General features: G+C 39.8%; 17 protein-coding genes and 1 pseudogene. 5 read left to right on the top strand and 13 right to left on the bottom strand.

Translation table 11 applies throughout. The features are described from left to right. Positions 1–63: 63 nt before the first annotated feature. The 3 genes and pseudogenes from ABC361_RS01395 to ABC361_RS01385 all read right to left on the bottom strand — a co-directional run bounded on the left by ABC361_RS01395 (position 64) and on the right by ABC361_RS01385 (position 1,551). On the bottom strand, positions 64–624 hold the full coding sequence (locus tag ABC361_RS01395) for a recombinase family protein (protein WP_413072328.1): 561 nt from the start codon (positions 622–624) through the stop codon (positions 64–66). A 226-nt stretch (positions 625–850) separates the two neighbouring features. Then, positions 851–1,342, bottom strand: a pseudogene (locus tag ABC361_RS01390) (PBECR4 domain-containing protein); the annotation flags it as partial. A gap of 32 nt (positions 1,343–1,374) precedes the next feature. Beyond that, entirely contained in the window at positions 1,375–1,551 is a 177-nt protein-coding gene (locus ABC361_RS01385; protein WP_413072327.1) for a hypothetical protein, read from the bottom strand. A gap of 856 nt (positions 1,552–2,407) precedes the next feature. Between ABC361_RS01385 and ABC361_RS01380 the strand changes: the two genes are divergently transcribed. After that, the gene (locus ABC361_RS01380; RefSeq protein ID WP_413072326.1) at positions 2,408–2,908 is read left to right on the top strand and encodes a DinB family protein; all 501 of its coding nucleotides are present in this window, start codon (positions 2,408–2,410) and stop codon (positions 2,906–2,908) included. Positions 2,909–2,956: 48 nt separating this feature from the next. Here ABC361_RS01380 and ABC361_RS01375 read toward each other — a convergent pair whose 3' ends face one another. Both ABC361_RS01375 and ABC361_RS01370 read right to left on the bottom strand, forming a co-directional pair. Then, on the bottom strand, positions 2,957–4,699 hold the full coding sequence (locus ABC361_RS01375; RefSeq protein WP_413072325.1) for an ABC transporter ATP-binding protein: 1,743 nt from the start codon (positions 4,697–4,699) through the stop codon (positions 2,957–2,959). Next, a complete protein-coding gene (locus tag ABC361_RS01370) occupies positions 4,680–5,465 on the bottom strand; it encodes a MerR family transcriptional regulator (protein ID WP_413072324.1) in 786 nt (261 codons plus the stop codon). The genes ABC361_RS01375 and ABC361_RS01370 overlap by 20 nt, the downstream gene beginning before the upstream one ends. A gap of 137 nt (positions 5,466–5,602) precedes the next feature. Here ABC361_RS01370 and ABC361_RS01365 point away from each other — a divergent pair, with 137 nt between their 5' ends. Next, a complete protein-coding gene (locus ABC361_RS01365; protein WP_413072323.1) occupies positions 5,603–6,004 on the top strand; it encodes a GNAT family N-acetyltransferase in 402 nt (133 codons plus the stop codon). 5 nt (positions 6,005–6,009) lie between these two features. On the opposite strand, the gene ABC361_RS01360 is transcribed toward ABC361_RS01365, so the two are convergent. From ABC361_RS01360 to ABC361_RS01345, 4 genes are all read right to left on the bottom strand, one after another. Next, positions 6,010–6,516, bottom strand: coding sequence for a GNAT family N-acetyltransferase (locus ABC361_RS01360; RefSeq protein ID WP_413072322.1), 507 nt, complete (start codon positions 6,514–6,516; stop codon positions 6,010–6,012). An 11-nt stretch (positions 6,517–6,527) separates the two neighbouring features. Next, the gene (locus ABC361_RS01355; protein ID WP_413075697.1) at positions 6,528–7,091 is read right to left on the bottom strand and encodes a Type 1 glutamine amidotransferase-like domain-containing protein; all 564 of its coding nucleotides are present in this window, start codon (positions 7,089–7,091) and stop codon (positions 6,528–6,530) included. A gap of 211 nt (positions 7,092–7,302) precedes the next feature. Continuing rightward, positions 7,303–7,890, bottom strand: a complete 588-nt coding sequence (locus tag ABC361_RS01350) for a PepSY domain-containing protein (RefSeq protein WP_413072321.1) — start codon at positions 7,888–7,890, stop codon at positions 7,303–7,305. A 58-nt stretch (positions 7,891–7,948) separates the two neighbouring features. After that, complete coding sequence (locus ABC361_RS01345) at positions 7,949–9,481, bottom strand: NAD(P)H-hydrate dehydratase (protein WP_413072320.1); 1,533 nt, start codon at positions 9,479–9,481, stop codon at positions 7,949–7,951. Positions 9,482–9,661: 180 nt separating this feature from the next. Between ABC361_RS01345 and ABC361_RS01340 the strand changes: the two genes are divergently transcribed. Together ABC361_RS01340 and ABC361_RS01335 are read left to right on the top strand one after the other, a co-directional pair. Next, a complete protein-coding gene (locus tag ABC361_RS01340) occupies positions 9,662–10,753 on the top strand; it encodes an AI-2E family transporter (RefSeq protein WP_413075696.1) in 1,092 nt (363 codons plus the stop codon). Between the two features lie 102 nt (positions 10,754–10,855). After that, the gene (locus ABC361_RS01335) at positions 10,856–11,059 is read left to right on the top strand and encodes a CotD family spore coat protein (protein WP_413072319.1); all 204 of its coding nucleotides are present in this window, start codon (positions 10,856–10,858) and stop codon (positions 11,057–11,059) included. Positions 11,060–11,069: 10 nt separating this feature from the next. On the opposite strand, the gene ABC361_RS01330 is transcribed toward ABC361_RS01335, so the two are convergent. From ABC361_RS01330 to ABC361_RS01315, 4 genes are all read right to left on the bottom strand, one after another. After that, positions 11,070–11,549: a ribonuclease H-like YkuK family protein gene (locus ABC361_RS01330; RefSeq protein WP_413072318.1), complete on the bottom strand. Its 480-nt coding sequence runs from the start codon at positions 11,547–11,549 to the stop codon at positions 11,070–11,072. A gap of 63 nt (positions 11,550–11,612) precedes the next feature. Further along, on the bottom strand, positions 11,613–12,080 hold the full coding sequence (locus tag ABC361_RS01325) for a GNAT family N-acetyltransferase (protein ID WP_413072317.1): 468 nt from the start codon (positions 12,078–12,080) through the stop codon (positions 11,613–11,615). A 55-nt stretch (positions 12,081–12,135) separates the two neighbouring features. Then, entirely contained in the window at positions 12,136–13,359 is a 1,224-nt protein-coding gene (locus ABC361_RS01320; protein ID WP_413072316.1) for a NupC/NupG family nucleoside CNT transporter, read from the bottom strand. Positions 13,360–13,687: 328 nt separating this feature from the next. Next, entirely contained in the window at positions 13,688–14,551 is an 864-nt protein-coding gene (locus ABC361_RS01315; RefSeq protein WP_413072315.1) for an alpha/beta fold hydrolase, read from the bottom strand. A 530-nt stretch (positions 14,552–15,081) separates the two neighbouring features. Between ABC361_RS01315 and ABC361_RS01310 the strand changes: the two genes are divergently transcribed. Beyond that, the gene (locus tag ABC361_RS01310) at positions 15,082–16,980 is read left to right on the top strand and encodes a BCCT family transporter (RefSeq protein WP_413072314.1); all 1,899 of its coding nucleotides are present in this window, start codon (positions 15,082–15,084) and stop codon (positions 16,978–16,980) included. Positions 16,981–17,194 lie beyond the last annotated feature (214 nt).

The raw sequence follows: 17,194 nt of genomic DNA, 5'->3' as shown, positions 1-17,194 counted from the left end.
TACCAATCATCATCCATCATTCTATCTCAGCTTGAACTTAAGGTGGAGGAAATAATGATCTTATTAGTTTTTTACTTTTTCTAAATAACGATAAATAGTCGTTCGTGAAACGCCCCACATTTCAGCAATATCCTTTATTGGCGTTCCATTTGAAACAAGTGTCTTCAACATCTCTATGTCTTTATTTGTGAATTTCTCTGGTCTTCCCCCAAGCCTTCCTCTTGATCGAGCGGCTTCTCTTCCTGCGGCTGATCGTTCTAAGATGAGATTCCTTTCAAACTCTGCGAATGCCGCAAACAAATGGAACATAAGTTGTCCTGTTGAATTGGCTTTATCCATTGTAATGTTTTCCTGAAGAGAGTGGAAGCTAATGCCTTTGTCATTTAAGCTGTTGACTACATTTATAAGTTCCTGCATGTTTCTCCCCAGTCGATCCAATCGCCAAACAACCAACGTATCTCCTTGGCGAACAAACTCCAACGCTTCCGTTAAACCATCTCGTTTTTTCTTTGCTCCGCTTATTTTATCAAAGAATATCTTCTCACATCCAAAAGAATGTAAACTGTCGTGTTGTAAATCTAAATTCTGTAGACCTGTCGAAACTCTTGCATAGCCAACTTTCATGTTTTCACCTCATAGTCATTGTACCATAACATAAAACGATCAAGGTTAATGAACATTGATTAAGTTATGAGTTTCTGTACACGGTTTTTAGTATGTACCTATTAATGCTGTTTCATAATAGCTATGTTCAGAAACGGGTGATTTTATGGACATAAAGGCAAGAAAGGTAGTTATGCAGCGGTTGAGTATAAATTAACTTTAACGCAATGACAATTTGGAATTATTTTTAAGTTGTATTAAAAGATATCTCCTTAACTATCCTTTGGAGCTTAGTCTCTGTCTTTGTAATACTAACCAACCCCATTTTTGGCTGTCCAGTAACATACTTCATTCCGTCATTGCTTACTGTAGTTCGTGAAACTAGAAAAGTTCTCGCGTGAAATTTATTGTCGGTTTGTTCTTTATCAATCCCGAGATTGACTGTGACTTTGTCTCTAGCACCGTGTATAATCATTTGACATTCTATAAGATTCTTTTTTTCTTGATATTGAACAATCATATTAGGTGACTCTAATACATGGGGCATTAAAAAGAAATATAAGAGCTTGTCTTTAATGCTTTGGAATCCTCCCCTATTTTTAATGTTTCTTAATTCATCAAACGTCAATTCACCTTTTTCAATACGTTTGTAACCATACATTCCTTTATAACGAGCCAGAGCCTTTGGATTTGAATACTTTTTCTTTGCTACTGTTTCAATCCCCAATAAGTGACAAAATCTTTCCCTTGAGACCCGGTATTATAAGAAGACTATTCATCATCTTGCTTAATAAATATGGCCTCATCCCCATTAAAATCGTCCTCTTCTTCTTCATCAAGTTTCCGAAGAATATAACGATCTAGACTCATGCCTGAGTAATCATTTTTTTCAGCATTAAAACGTATCGCTTCATCCAAATATTTTTGCTCATAATCTGGTAAAGCCATTTCTCTTATAATTTGTTCTTTGTTCTTGTTTTTCAGTTATAAAACAAAAGGAAATCAGAACTTTTTGCGAAGGAAACGTTACTTTTAAACATGGTATTGCCTCCTTTTTTAGTGTTTAACCCTTACTTGCATCTTCTAACTAGTCAAAATCAGGAATTCCTTTCGTCAATATTTTTTGTCATGGATGACCTTGTAATTTTTTCCATGGTTTGATCTATCAACGTTTTTGACAGGTTTTCTTCTGTTAGCATAGGTTTATGTTTTACTCTAATAATCAGAATGTATACACTATTAAAAGTTTTACAATTCAGACCATCCTCACAACAACGATTAATTGAGCTTTCTGATAGCCTTAGAACCAGCTTTTAATGATTCTATATGCGATAGAGAGTTTAGCAGCAATCTGTCCAACTGCGATCAACTTTCACAATTTCGGTTTTTTCTTGCTTGTTTTTCATTGCGTTTTTCACCTAGGCTCAATCGAGGTTTATTAGATTCTACTATCGTCCTCCCCCCTTCCCGAAGAAAGTGGGAAGGGAAGCTTGTACACGACTCTCTTACACGGTATCAAAGCCCGCTCATTCGAGAAGGCGTTTTTTACCACCTTACATGACATCGACAATTGTCTAATGGCTTACTAAGAACAACTCAACAGGACGTAGCTTATAATTAAATAAGCACATCCTTTTCGCTTTTAGATACGTCTAAAGCTGGACACCTAAAATGGCAAGAAAAAGCGAATCACATTCTTTTCCATTATAAAAGAACAGGAATTTACACGTTTATACCGAAAACGTTTACATAGGCCGACGTTCTCAATGCCTCATCCATCTGACAGGAAAAGGAGACTTATTTTATGACAAACGTGAAAGCACAAGATGTTCGTCAGCAGTTGGTACACGAATTGGATCACTTATCAGAAGAACAATTAAATATTCGTATGGAGCCACATTGGACAATTGGTGAAGTCTGTGACCATCTCATTAAAATGGATCATCAAATTTTATTAACTTTACAGTATGCACTCACAAAAAATATTGAAGAGGTTGTCCCTTCTAAACCTATTGAACGAGCGCTAGATCGTAGTATGAAAATTGAGGCGCCAGACATTGTTGCACCAAATCCTGGTCCGTTCGAAAAATCTTCATTAATTGACCGGTTGCACCAAGGCAAGCAAAGCCTCGATGAAGAAATTGAAGCAACGAATCAAGAACGTCTTGAGCGATTATCAGCGAAGCATCCTGTATTTAGCCGGCTATCCTTAAAGCAATGGGTCGAACTACGAACGTACCATGAACAACGGCACATTGAGCAAATCAAAGAGTTAAAGCAAGATGCTCGTTTTCCTTCTAAGTGAAACAACAGCAGCAACCACACGAGCTAGCGTGGTTGCTGTTCGTTTCTCTTAATTGACCGTGAGCTGTTGCTTCACCAGTTCTTGATATAAGCCGTGGTGCTCGAGCAACTCCTGATGCGTTCCTGAACCTGTCACCCTACCCTCTTCTAGTACAATTAGTTGATGCGCATTTCGAACAGTAGCTAACCGGTGTGCAATAACAAGAGTTGTTCTGCCAGCCATTAACCGTTCTAGTGCCTCTTGCACAAGTTTTTCTGAAGCACTATCCAGATGTGCCGTTGCTTCGTCCAATAACAAAATATCCGGGTTTCGTATCATCGCTCTAGCAATTGCCAAACGTTGCTTTTGTCCGCCTGATAAACGTACGCCCCGTTCTCCAACTTCCGTTTCGAACCGGTCAGGCAAATCATGTAAGAAAGCTTCCAAATTCGCTGAACGTACCGCATCCTCTACCACACTTTGGGGAACATCTTTTAATCCATAGGTTAGATTGCTATAAATGGTGCCCGACATAATTGGTGAATCCTGAGAAACATAAGCAATTTTGTTTCGCCACTCTGCTAAAGGAATGGAAACCGTCTCATCCCCAAGGTATTGGATTGACCCTTCAGTCGGCATGTAAAATCGCTCAATTAGCGAGAATAGCGTTGTTTTCCCTGCACCACTCGGACCTACAAACGCCGTCATTTCTCCAACTCGAGCTTTAAAAGATACATTTTTCAAGATCGATTTGTCTGCTGAATACTGGAACGACACATGTTTAAACAAAAGCCCGTCATGCTGCTCTGTATTCGTCGACGTTTGAACGACCTCTTCTTCAACGGTCGCTTTTAAAATTGTTTCCATTCGTTCACTTGCACCTAGTGCTTTTTGCAACTGTGTGAAGAAGTTAGCCATCTGCGTAAACGGCATGGAAATTTGAAATAAATAAAAGATGATGGCTACAAGTGCTCCTGCCGTAAGAGTCCCTGCTGCTACGCGCATTCCGCCATAACCGAAGATGACAACAAGCATGATGAGCATTAAGCTCATCATAATCGGTTGAATCACCGCCATAATCTTTCCTTCACGTAAGCCGTAGCCAAATAAATTGGCCATTCGATTAATGCCGACCTTCTTTTCCTGGTCTTCAGCAAGCGATGCTTTCACAAGACGAATGTCCGAAAGTACCCGCCCTAAATCTCCTTGAAAGGAGGCTGTTTCATCTTGCAAAGAGCGAGACACGCGATACATTCTGCGGCCAAGTGGCATCATAACAAGTAAGGATGCTGGGACGACCGCTAACATCATCAACGTTATGCGCCAATCAAGAACTAGCAAAATGACAATTGAACCAACAATGGAAATAATGCCTGAAATAAATGGAATGAGTTGCATCGTCATAAAATCTTTAATAATAAGCGTATCATTCGTCATTCGACTCATCATCTCGCCTGACGAGTGACGATCAAAAAATGAAATTGGTAAATGTAAGATTCGTTTCCAAGCAGTTTCTCTTAATGAATAGACAACTTTTTGGCCTATATACACCATTGTATAAATCGCTAAACCAGACATAATTAATTGTGCAATAAATACACCTGCTAATAGGACGATTGTCGACCATTCAAAGCCGATAACCGTCATTTCATCAATAAAACTCATCGTCAAAAGTGGTACAACAAGCGCGAGCGCTGTTTCAACGACTACAAGCACTACCGCAAGAATAAGCAATGACCGCTTAGGCAAAAAGGGTCGCACCATTGAAACAAACGCTTTGCTACTAATTTGCTTAGGTTGATTCTCCTCCATGTACTTGCTCCTTTTCACTCATTAAATACGCTGTTAGCGCCTCACTAATAAACAATCCTAGTTCTTCTGGAAAATACCCATTGAACAAATCATAATTCTTTTGATAAAATGCTTCGTCAATGGCATGAAGCGCTCGATTAAGCATGACTTCTTGTTCGGGATTGTTTTGAATATACCCTTTGACCAAACGATTCACTCGTTCACTTTCAGCTGTATCCCCATCCTTCATCGCTCTTTTCATCTCATAAAAGAAATGTAATGCTCTTTGATCATTCTCATATTGGAAGGCTGGTTCATTTAATTGATCTAACGCTTTAATCGTGTCCAAATCACCAGAAAAATGTTGCTTGAATGCTTTAATCTGCTCTTTTTCTCGTTTAAACGCATCAAGTAACACAAAAGCTAGAGCGTCAAGCTCCGATGGCTTAAGCTCTTCCAGTTCATATAAATGTTCCACTCTTTCAATCATGCTTAATGTTTCCTCTAATTCTGCTTGTTTTTGCTTGATTACTTGCTTTTGCAAAGCTAGACGCTCTCTTCCGTTCAATTCATTCTTTTTCAGCATTCTGTTAATCTCTTCAAGCGACATCCCTAAATGCTTGCACACGGTAATTTGCTGATAAACCTCCCACTCTTTGCGGGTATATACTTTTTGACCTTTTTTATTGGTTCCCTTCGGCGCAAGCAAACCAATTTGGTCATAATAACGTAATGTACGTACTGTGGTACCAACGCGTTTCGCAAATGGACCAATGGTCTCTTCCATAGTAAACCCCTCCATCCGTTTAGTGTATCCTGTTACGTTACGTCACACTCAAGCCATTTTATTTTCCCGTCAATTTGACAAGATCGAAACCCTTTTGTAGGCTAGGAAGACTCATACTTAGGAGGTTTAATAAGACAATGAGATCTTTTACGATATGCGAATTCAGCGATACTGATTTTAGTGCCATTCAACAATTAAATCATGCAGAAGGCTGGTCTTATTTAACTGAAAATTCTAATCAAACTCAACGCGCTTGGACAGAATCAACGATCCGTTTTTTGGCGAAAGACGTCCAAACCCATACAGTCATTGGTTATGTACGCGGTTTAACTGACGGAAACCTTACAACCTATATATGTGAACTCCTTGTCGCAAAGCCGTATCAAGGTCAAGGGGTGGGAGATGCCCTCATTTCGCACGTTCATTCCCTGTACCCTCAGACACGCTTGGATGTTCTCTCACTTGCATCTTCAAAATCTTTTTACGAAAAAAAGACATTCAGACCGCTATATGGATTTCGAAAAACATATGACGAATGATGACTCTATACAAACTGAGCCATAATAATATCGTCTACATACGTCCCGTCGTCTAATCGTGCATTTCGTTTCAAGCGACCTTCTTCAACAAAACCTAATTTCTTATACAAGTAGATGCCTCGCTCATTGTTTGAAAAAACTTCAAGTGCTATTTTTTCAATGGTAGGCTGTTCCTTTGCCCAATCGATTAACATCGTTATGAGTGTAGAGCCTATTCCTTGACCAGCATACGCTTCTTTAATGCTAATGCCAAGCATTCCTTGATGAGAAAAACGTTTGCTTTGCGAAGGAAGAAAGTTTACAACACCGACAATCTGCTCTTCCAGTGTGGCTACATAAAGGAAGCCATGTTGTTGATGGCTTTTAATCCAACTCTTTTCCTGTTCCATCGTCACGTTGAATTCATCGACTCTCGTTCCGTAGAAAGTCGGATTTTCCGCGAAAACAGCCCTCGTATGATCGATAATTTGCTGGGCGTCTTCTAGTTTCGCCTCTCGATAGTAAATGCTCATTGCGCTCCTCCTCATAATTTATAAAACTTGTCATCATTCAGAACATAAACCCATTTTCCATCAACACTTTCCGTTCTGCCATTCTTCATATACATCCCAGATTGTTCGTCAATTCCATAATGATCGTCATTACTCTCTTTCGCTAAAAGCCGTAAATGTTCCTCTTCCTGCCACTCACTAAAATGTACAGCGATTTTTGTATGTGCTTGTAAGCCTAAACCTTCTAGTACAACCGGACGTTGTTCTCGAGTATCTTTTGCTGATAAATAACTTTTTTCCATTGCTATAATGGCTCCGGCAGAGAAACCTGCTACCGGAACCCCTTTTATAAATTGCTCTTGTATTCCCTTTCCAATAGGTGTATGAACAATCTCTGCAATATAGTTCTCTGTATCACCGCCGCAAATGACAATCCCTCCGCATTTAGCTAGTTGGTCACACACATTTTGTTTTGATGGCAACGCTAAGAATGTACAGTCTATCCCTACTGAATTAAGCCTTTCTACATATTTCGTTTCGTATTGATCAATACCAGGTCGATCAATCACGAGCACTACACATGCCTTGTTTTTCATCACTTTTTTAAACATTCTAACAAATTATTCTGTGAAAGGCGGTCCACCACCAAATAGAAACAAATGGTTAGCCACGTGTACTCCTCCTCAATTCGTTTCTTTTAATCATCGCATACTTTTAGACCTTTCACCATTTACCTTAAAACATTCATTTACTTAAATAATAAAAGCCACCCGTTTATAAAAAACGAGCAGCCAATTTTTTTATCGTTTAATCTCGATCAATCTCAATGATTTCACCAGATTGTGCATCAATTTTCACTTCGTGTTCGTCTTGATCAATTTCAATTTTCACTTCATAATACGTGCGGTTGTCATCTCTCTCAAGTTCCCAACTTCTCATCGCGCCGTCGATTTCATCATGAGCAGTTTGAACAGCTTCGTTGGGCTCAATTAATCCCTCTGTGTCAATTGCTTCTCGCTCACGTTCCACGCCACCTGCATCTTCTTGATCAAGAGCATCGGTTTCTTGACTTACTTCTTCTTGCGTTTCTACATCAATAATCAACTCGTATTCTGAGTCATCGTCGATTCCATCAATTTCATAGTTCATGCTCTGTGCGTCGTATTTTAATCCTGTCATTGAAGCGTCAGGAAATACTTCATTAAATCTTTCTACAGCATCATTAATACTAATGTAAGAAGTCATAGATTCGCCTTCTTGAGTCGCGCTATCTTCCTCGCCACTATCTGGCTGTGGATTTGGGTTCATTTCTTCTGGTCCTTCATCTTGATTACAGGCAGCAAGCATTAGTAAAGCTGCAAAAGCGGTCATGGTTGTTAGCTTTTGTTTTCTCATTTTGTGTTGGCTCCTTTGAATATGATAGATAAAGTATTCCCCAACCTTGAGATTTTCACTACTTGGTTGTGAATACTTTAAATGCTTCTGGAAGTTTTTCAATGAGATAACTTGGCGTAATATTGTCAGCACTCCAAGAATCTTTCTTAAATAAATCAGCTGCATACCCATGTAAATAAACAGAAGTGGAAAGGGCAACTTGAGTAGTCTGCCTAGCAGCAAGTGCGGTTATAATCCCCGTTAGCACGTCGCCTGTTCCACCCTTGGCTAAGCCTTCATTTCCAGACATATTAACAGTAATAAACCCATTTGGCATCGCTACGATTGTATGGGGTCCTTTTAAGACCACATAGATGCCATTCTCTCTAGCAAACGCCTCAGCAATTTCAAAACGACGTTTCTTAATTTGCCCTGTATCCACATTCGTCAACATCGACATTTCACCTGGATGAGGCGTAATAATAAGCGGTGCCGAACGTTCGCGGATTAATGATAAGCATTCATTTATACAATGTAATGCATCAGCATCTAAAAGTAAGGTTCCCTCAAAATATTCAATCGCATGAGCAACAATCTTTTTTATTGAATCTCCTCGCCCGATTCCAGGCCCTATCGTTAACACATCTTTGTTTTCATAGAACTGCATGAGCTCCTCTTCTGTTGGTTCAAGATGGCCCTCACGCTCTGTAAATGTCGCAAACATCGCTTCTTTCACATGGGAAGAAACGAGTGCTTTTACTGACGTTACAGCAGCAACCGTTGTTAAGCCGGCACCACTTTGTACAGCAGCACTCGTAACCAGACTTGCCGCTCCAGGCATGTCTTCATGTCCAGCGATAATTCCAACTCGTCCATTCTTTCCTTTATGAGCAAACAAGCTCGGCTTTAGCCAGCTATTAAATACTTCCTCTTTCCCCCAGATACAGCGTTGCTTTTCAAGGTGCTTAAAGGTTGCTGGTGGCACACCAATAGGCAACACGTCCGTTTTTCCGTAAAACGGTTTTGTTGCTTCTAAAAAGTAGCTGAGCTTCATTAGTTGTAAACAATACGTTTGATCTGCCTGAATTGGCTCATAATCAAATTCCGATTCATCCGCAGGTACACCGCTAGGAAGATCAATCGCTACAACATCACGTTGCGACTGATTTACTTTTTTTATGATCTCCGGATAGGGGTCTTTAAGAGTCCCTCGCACACCCGTTCCAAGCATTGCATCTACAATGACATCAATGTGACACAGGATTTCCATCCAGTCTGGTTCAGTGTCATGCCAGTACTTCCACCTATAGCCGCTTTGTTCGTAAATTCGTTTATGCAATTTTGCATCGCCTGTATATCGATGTTCTTCAGCCACAATACACGTAATGACTTGAATTCCTTGTTCTCTTAGCATTCGCGCTACAACAAATCCATCTCCGCCATTGTTGCCCGCACCAATTAAGATAAGGTACCGTTTATTTCCATACTGCTCGATTAATTTACGCGCAATTTCTCTCCCTGCATTTTCCATTAACACAACGCCTGGTAAGCCAATTTTGTTCATCGTGATCGCTTCCACACTCGCCATTTCTTCTCCAGTTACTATTCGCATTGCGCTCACCCTTTTTAGTCGATCATCGTATTCATGGATATTCCCTCTTGCGGCAACTTCAAACAAGCAGAATAGATATTTCATTGGATTTCTGTTATTTTATGATATAGTATTTTTACTACTTTCTTTTGAATACACATAGTAAATAAGATTTATTGGATGGAGGCCTGGCTTACCGTGATGGATAGTAAAGCGTTTCGTTTTGCTTGTTGGATCATTATCATATTTTTAATTGTCTACTTAGGATCACTCGTTGATTTTATTTTTAGACCGATCGCGGTTCTGTTTCAAACGCTGTTCGCACCTATTGTAATCGCACTGATTATTTATTACTTGTTACGACCATTTGTGAATATCCTCAGTAAAAAAATTCATCGAGGTATTTCCATTTTAATTGTATTTCTTGCTTTAATTGGGTTGTTAACAGGAGCGATTTTGTACATAGGTCCAATCATTCAAAACCAAATCATGTCCTTTATAAACAATATACCGAGATATGCAAACATGGTCCAAGACTTTTTCGAAAGTCTCCAGAATACACAAGCGTTTCAAAATGCGATGGATACCATGGATCTGTCTTTAGAAAATATCTCAAATACAATAACGGAAAATTTCCAGGGGTATCTTGAATCTGCTTTAGATAGCATTGGATCGTTTATTGGCGCCGTTGCCAACGTGGTTATTGTGGCGGTCATCATTCCCTTTGTTCTCTTTTACATGCTTAAAGAAGGAAATAAAGCACCAATGATGGTCATTAATCAATTTCCAGCGAGAGAACAAGAGGAAGGAAAGCGCGTGCTTAATGACCTGGATAATGCTTTAAGTGGCTATATACAAGGACAGCTTCTTGTAAGTGCATGCGTGGGAGTCCTTTGCTTAATCTGGTATTTAATCTTAGGTATAGATTACGCTTTGATTTTAGCCATCGTCGCCTTGTTCACAAACGTCATTCCATTTATCGGACCTTGGATTGGTACAGCACCAGCTGTTGTCGTTGCACTATTTGACTCACCACTTACCGCACTACTTGTTATTGGTGGTGTTGTCGTCATACAACAAATTGAAAGTAACGTCTTCTCCCCACAAATTATGGGTCGACAACTTTCCGTGCATCCACTAACGATTATTTTTGTCTTGCTCGTCGCCAGTCAGCTAGCAGGGTTTATCGGCATCTTACTAGCCGTACCGACCTATGCAGTTGGTAAAGTAATCGTCCAACACACATACCGCTTAATTCGAATTCGAATGCGGTCTACGCCCAAAAAGATTTAATGAAAAACCGTTTCGCAGATAGCGAAGCGGTTTTTTTCATGTTGCCTATACCTTTTTATCCTTATTTACATAGACTGTGAATAACAAAGGAGGTGTGTATAGATGTTTCGCAAACCTATGCCCCCCAGGAGGCCACATATAGAAGAGTATGTTGTCCAAGAAATCCAGCCGGTGCTAACCCATTATGTAACAAATAAAGTCTATCGACACGTTCACACTTATCCCCACACAGAATCAACAGTGAACCGAGATTTACCGCCCCCACCGGTAAATCCTAGAAATCCTTGGGGAAGACCGCCTCGTTAACCGTGGCGGTTTATTTTGTATATCGATTGGCGTAACAGCTTGCCACATAAGCAAACGGTTTAATTCTCGTTGAAAAACCTACTCGATTTAATCTGCTTCTTAATTCTTCCATATAGCGAGATGAATCATGTTGTGCAGAGCCGCTTATATCTAAATGCGCTTCAAAACGAATTCCAACCCTCTCTTGATACACCACGTACAATTCTGACAGAAGCAATTCCGTTAAAACCGTTTCATAGAGAAGGCGGTCATACATTGAACGAATTTTAAAAGGCTTTGTTATTCGATGCGTATAGGTCCATCTCTTACAAGATGAGGACGTTATAACTACACCTGTAACAAACCGTGTTGTATGTCCATGGACTTGGGAATCGGTACCGACAATGATATGCGGGTGACTCAAATGATCATTCATTTGAACAGCAACTTTTTCAAGCACACCCTCGAATAGCGCTTTATTCTCTGTGTTCCAATCATATCTCAGTGACATTTACTCCAACTCCACTCACCTTCTGACCTCTTCTATTCTATGCGAGAAGAGAATAAAAAAAGCCTACGAAATCGTAGGCTTTTCCAAAAAGGCAAACACGGTCGCTTCTCCCGGTAATTGAGCATGTGAAACAATTTCATACCCAAGCTTTTGATAGAGGGCAAGGTTTTTTTCACTTTTTGAACCTGTGAAAAGTTTATAGGTCGTCGCAGGTAACGCCTGCTCAATGGCAGTCATTAGCTTTCTTCCTAGCCCTTGATTTTGTGCAGATGGATGAACCATAAGTTTTCCAATAGTCGTCGTACCTTCTTCATGTTTTCCTCTAACCGAACCTACAATTTCATTTTTTTCATTGACCGCTTTTAAAATATGATGAGTCCCAAAGGCTTGCTCCACATCTTTAACCGTCTCATGTAAAGGCAAAATTGTATAATCGTTATAGATTTCCGCTTCACTTTGATACGCGAGTTTTTGTAGGGAGAGAATCTCTTCTGCGTCTTCAACTGTTGCGCGTATAACTTTAATTTGCATCATAAGCACTCCTTTTTAAGAAAAAAAGACAGCCTACCGACTGTCTTTTTCTATACTACCCACCAATTAACATACCGGCAATGGTAGCGTTCATTAAGTTAACAAGTGTAGCGGCGATCAATGCTTTAACACCGTATTTTGCAATAAGTGAACGACGTTCTGGAATCATACCGCCAAGACCACCAAGCAAGATTGCGATCGAGCTCAGGTTCGCAAATCCACAAAGAGCAAATGCTGTAATGATAAATGTGCGCTCAGATAATTGATCGGCACCAGACATTAATGCTTCAAACCCAATAAATTCATTAATAATCGTTTTTTGACCAATGAATGAGCCTGCTTCTAAGGCTTCAGCCCACGGTACACCAATAACCCAAGCAATTGGTGCAAATGCATAGCCCAGAATTTGTTCAAGTGTCACTACACCAAGACCGAGGATATCGTTTCCGACAAACGATAACAATAAATTCACTAACGCGATTAAGGAAACGAATGCGATAAGCATCGCACCAACGTTTAAAGCAAGCTTCAAGCCATCAAGCGCACCATTCGATGCTGCATCGATAAAGTTACGGGATTCCCGCTCTACTTTAAGATTAATCCCATCTTTTGTTTCACTGATTTCTGTCTCTGGCACAATCATCTTTGCCATCAGTAGTCCACCTGGAGCAGACATAAACGTTGCAGCAATTAAGTATTCCAGGGGTACGCCCATTAATGAAATACCAGCCATAACTGAACCTGCAACAGTTGCCATACCACCGGTCATGACGGCAAAAAGTTCAGAAGCAGTCATTTTTCCTAAATAAGGTTTAATCATTAAAGGTGCTTCTGTCTGTCCAACAAAGATATTCCCTGTTGCTGAGACCGATTCAGCACGGCTTGTTTTTAATAGACGAGAAATTCCGCCTCCAAGATATTTAACAATAAATTGCATAATGCCATAGTGATATAAAATACTAATAACGGCAGAGAAGAAAATAATTACTGGTAAGACTTGGAATGCAAAAATCATTCCGACTCCTTCTACTTCAAATATCCCACCAAATACCATATTAATCCCTGCACCTGATGTATCAATTGCAGCTTGTACACCACGAGTTACTTGTTCTAAGACATAACTTCCTACATCTGTCCATAAAACAATGAATGCGAATGCAATTTGTAACGCTAGAGCAGTCAAAACTGTTCGCCAGTTAATCGCTTTCTTATTTGTTGATAATAAAAAAGCAAAGGCGAGTAAAATGACAATACCCATAATACCCCATAATACGTTCATATTAGCCTCCCCGACGCGAGTTAGTCACTCTTTGCGCCTTACTATTCCCTTTAATATGAGATTGTTGCACGTTTCATCAAAAAAATTAAAAAGCTGACACGTTTCAGCTTAAGAAAACGCGCACAGGAAGTCAATGCGTTCTCAAAAAGTTAAAATACTAAGAATCATTTCTACAATAGTGATTCTGAACACATTAAAGGGGGTGTTCTATCTTAAAAAAGCGTTTACTAAGCGATTTTTCGGAAACAACAAAATGGATTTCACTTTCCTTCGCTTCAAAAAAAAGACAAAAAGAGCTCCGCTTTAGTAAAAGCAGAGCTCTCATTATTTATGCCGAGTGGTGATTTAAAAAACCAATGACTTCATTATTGTGATCCTCTGACCCTTTACCTAAAGAAAGTAAATGGCCCCACGTATTTAAACAACATAACTTTGAGGATTGAATATGGCCTTTCGCATATTCCGCATGATCGAGCGGCACAATGGCGTCATTAATACTATGAACAATTAAAGTTGGTGCTTGAATCGAATCAAGCTCTTGTTCAAGCGAACCTTTCATTTGGTGCAAATCAATCCAAAACCCATGACCGGAACGCTGAAATTCCGTCATACGATCAAATAAATACCAATCTCTTGATAACGTCCGTTCTTTAATTTCTTTATAAGGAAGTTTACTGTATAAAGGCGCAATCGTTTTAAAGGCAAAGTCTGGTGAAAAGCGAGCTACACTTGATACACCTTTCCAAACAAACTTCTCCACATATGGATAAAACAAGAAACGACTGAATAGTGCGTCACGTTTTCTCGCTTCTTTCCACGGCTTTGTCACCGCACCTTGTAACGTAAACGTTTTTACACGCTCTGGATAATGACTTGCTAAGTAAATGCCAGAAGGCCCTCCAGTTGAAGCGGCAATGACATGTACTTGATCAATATGCAGCTCGTTTAATAATTCAACATAAAAACTGCACGCTGTTTCTAATGATTTTCCGATTCTTTTCGACGTATGACCGTATCCAGCTCTTGAAGGAATGATAACCGAATACCCTTGTTCAACAAGTTCTTCTAGGCCAAGTTGTTCTAAACAATTGGAATGACCACCATGCAAATATAATATCGGTTCTCCTTCTCCCGTAATCGAATACTCTAAAGTCAAATCCTCATACGTAAAAGAAGCAACGCCTCTCTCCATGATGACTATCTCCTTTTTTTATCGTAGTTTTAAAAAAATCTAAGATGAATATTACTCCCCTTCAGAAAGAAAGTCAACGGGCATTTCGCGATTTTTCATCTACAAATTCATACCAATTTCTACATAGATTACGCTACGCCTATCAAGATTGTGAATGATTTGGTAGAAGCATGTCTTTCCCGCACTAAAAAAGATCTTCTATAGATACGTTTCAATAGCTATGACGTCTTCAAATTAGATTCATCACTTATCGCACGGATGGACCACCACAGGCACAAGCGCGACATCCGTTTGCGCTACGTTATTACTTGCGCTCACGTTGTCTTCTTTGCCGCGGGCAATGCCTCAACTCCTTCGATAACATCACTCTTGGCTTTTCACCGTTTTCGAGTATAGATTTCACTAAGTCTATTTTATTAACTATTGTGTATTTTTGAAATTGATGTTGTTTTTTTGTTCTGTTAGGGTATGGGTATCGGTATGCAAAATGTTTTACATAGTATAAAAAATTTTATAAGGAGTTGTTGCTTATGGCTAGTACACCCAACAAAGAAAGTATTAAAGAACAAGCTTCCCCCTTTGTGTTAATCTCTTCAACGATTATCATCGTGTTATTTGTTTTGTGGGGAATTATCAGCCCGAGTCATTTGGCTGCTACAGCGGATACAGCACTCGACTGGATTATCAATAATTTCGGTTGGTTTTACATGACCATTGCCAGTTTGTTTATTGTATTTGGGTTAGTTGTTGCTCTCTCGCCTTTTGGTAAATTAAGACTTGGAAAAGACAACGATCGACCGGAGCATTCTTTTATTTCATGGGTTGGCATGCTGTTTGCGGCCGGACTTGGTGTAGGCTTCGTTTTCTTCGGCGTAGCTGAACCGATTCTGTATTACGCAGATCAACCTCCTGGCTACTCATTTAGCTTGCCAGAAGAGGGCGGGGACGCTGCAGAAGTCGGTCTTCGTTACGGGGTATTTCATTGGGGACTGCACGCGTGGGGAGCATTTTCAGTCGTTGGTTTAACGCTGGCTTACGTACAGTTTCGAAAAAATCGCCCTGCATTAATTAGTTCTGCTTTTTATCCATTGCTCGGAAACAAAACAGATGGCTGGATGGGAAAAGGGATTGACTTACTCGCCGTTATTTCTACTTGTGCTGGCGTCGCTACGACATTCGGTATTAGTGCCTTACAAATTTCCGGTGGTGTTTCCTTTTTATCCCCTCTTGAGAACGGATTACCACTACAATTAAGCATCATTGCGATTATTACAGTGTTATTTTTATTCTCCGCCGTTCGTGGCATTAATAAAGGAATTAAACGCTTAACCAATTTAAATTTAGTTTTAGCTGGACTATTAATGTTATTTGTCTTATTTGCAGGTCAAACCATTACGCTACTAGAAAGTATGGTGACAACGCTAGGAAGTTACGTAGCCAACGTAGTATCAATGTCCTTTTCAATGGACCCTTATAATGATGATGGTTGGCTTGGGGCAAACACGATTTTCTTTTGGGCGTGGCACATGTCTTGGTCCCCCTTCGTAGGACTATTTATTGCCAGAATTTCTAAAGGTCGTACAATCCGTGAATTTATTGGCGGTGTCTTGCTTGTACCCACAGTTATGGCGGTTATTTGGTTTTCCGTCTTTGGTGGAACAGCACTAGATATTCAGTTAAGTGGGATCTTTGATATGGCCTCGGTTGCGACAGATGAAGTTGAATTAACGTTATTCTATATGCTAGACCAATTGCCATTAACGATGATCTCTAGTATTCTAGCCGTCGCTGTGGTCGGAATCTTCTTTGTAACATCTGCCGATTCTGCTGCATTCGTTCTTGGCTCAATGACCTCAAATGGCTCATTAAATCCGAGCTTTAAACTAAAGGTCATGTGGGGTGTTCTCATTGCTGGTACAGCTTCCGTCCTGCTTGTTAGTGGAGATGGAGGACTTGATGCTCTACAAACCGCCGCTCTTACAGCCGCACTTCCTTTTGCCTTCATTCTTGTGTTGATGCTTGTTGCAATGGGAACAATGTTGACTCGAGATTGGAAGACAGAACAAAGACGTAAGCAAAATGCCCATGATGAGGAACTCAAGAAATCAATGAAAGAAGAAGCGTACCAAGACCTTAAGCGGGAACTAGCTTCTGAATGGCGTGAAGAATTAAAAAGAGAAATTCTTGCCAATGGCCGGTCTTCTGCCGAGATGCTTCATTTCCAAACAACAGAAGATACTTGGATTACAGGCAAGACGTTAGCAGAGATCAAATTCCCTGAACACGTCAATGTAAGTGCGATCGAACGTGATGATCAGATGATCTCTCCAACTGGAAGTACTGTTATTCAAGCAGGAGATTACCTCTATATTCTTGTTGAAATTCAGCAAAAAGAAGCGGTGCAAGATATTTTACGGAAAACCATTTAACAACGAAAATTCATTAGTCGTCAACTGAATTTCAGTCATCTCAATATGTAAAGAGGCTTAGGGTTTCCCCTAAGTCTCTTTTCTATTGCAAAAGATCTTACATAGTTGTACTAGCAACAGTCAGAATGTTATATAATAGAATTAAAATAAATTTGACAGTTTTCTTTATTTTTAAGTAAAATTAATAAATAGAAAAAAACAAATTTTTTAGGGG

The organism is Shouchella phoenicis, assembly GCF_047238345.1.
GTDB lineage: Bacteria > Bacillota > Bacilli > Bacillales > Bacillaceae_D > Shouchella.
The sequence above is the reverse complement of the archived record's forward strand: the minus strand, read 5'-3'. Positions and strand labels throughout refer to the sequence as shown.

Coding starts and splice junctions, on each gene's coding strand:
- ABC361_RS01365 (WP_413072323.1), top strand. CDS start 5,603: ATGAGATCTTTTACGATATGCGAATTCAGCGATACTGATTTTAGTGCC.
- ABC361_RS01385 (WP_413072327.1), bottom strand. CDS start 1,551: ATGGCTTTACCAGATTATGAGCAAAAATATTTGGATGAAGCGATACGT.
- ABC361_RS01370 (WP_413072324.1), bottom strand. CDS start 5,465: ATGGAAGAGACCATTGGTCCATTTGCGAAACGCGTTGGTACCACAGTA.
- ABC361_RS01315 (WP_413072315.1), bottom strand. CDS start 14,551: ATGGAGAGAGGCGTTGCTTCTTTTACGTATGAGGATTTGACTTTAGAG.
- ABC361_RS01350 (WP_413072321.1), bottom strand. CDS start 7,890: ATGAGAAAACAAAAGCTAACAACCATGACCGCTTTTGCAGCTTTACTA.
- ABC361_RS01380 (WP_413072326.1), top strand. CDS start 2,408: ATGACAAACGTGAAAGCACAAGATGTTCGTCAGCAGTTGGTACACGAA.
- ABC361_RS01335 (WP_413072319.1), top strand. CDS start 10,856: ATGTTTCGCAAACCTATGCCCCCCAGGAGGCCACATATAGAAGAGTAT.
- ABC361_RS01345 (WP_413072320.1), bottom strand. CDS start 9,481: ATGCGAATAGTAACTGGAGAAGAAATGGCGAGTGTGGAAGCGATCACG.
- ABC361_RS01395 (WP_413072328.1), bottom strand. CDS start 624: ATGAAAGTTGGCTATGCAAGAGTTTCGACAGGTCTACAGAATTTAGAT.
- ABC361_RS01325 (WP_413072317.1), bottom strand. CDS start 12,080: ATGCAAATTAAAGTTATACGCGCAACAGTTGAAGACGCAGAAGAGATT.
- ABC361_RS01310 (WP_413072314.1), top strand. CDS start 15,082: ATGGCTAGTACACCCAACAAAGAAAGTATTAAAGAACAAGCTTCCCCC.
- ABC361_RS01360 (WP_413072322.1), bottom strand. CDS start 6,516: ATGAGCATTTACTATCGAGAGGCGAAACTAGAAGACGCCCAGCAAATT.
- ABC361_RS01330 (WP_413072318.1), bottom strand. CDS start 11,549: ATGTCACTGAGATATGATTGGAACACAGAGAATAAAGCGCTATTCGAG.
- ABC361_RS01320 (WP_413072316.1), bottom strand. CDS start 13,359: ATGAACGTATTATGGGGTATTATGGGTATTGTCATTTTACTCGCCTTT.
- ABC361_RS01340 (WP_413075696.1), top strand. CDS start 9,662: ATGGATAGTAAAGCGTTTCGTTTTGCTTGTTGGATCATTATCATATTT.
- ABC361_RS01375 (WP_413072325.1), bottom strand. CDS start 4,699: ATGGAGGAGAATCAACCTAAGCAAATTAGTAGCAAAGCGTTTGTTTCA.
- ABC361_RS01355 (WP_413075697.1), bottom strand. CDS start 7,091: ATGAAAAACAAGGCATGTGTAGTGCTCGTGATTGATCGACCTGGTATT.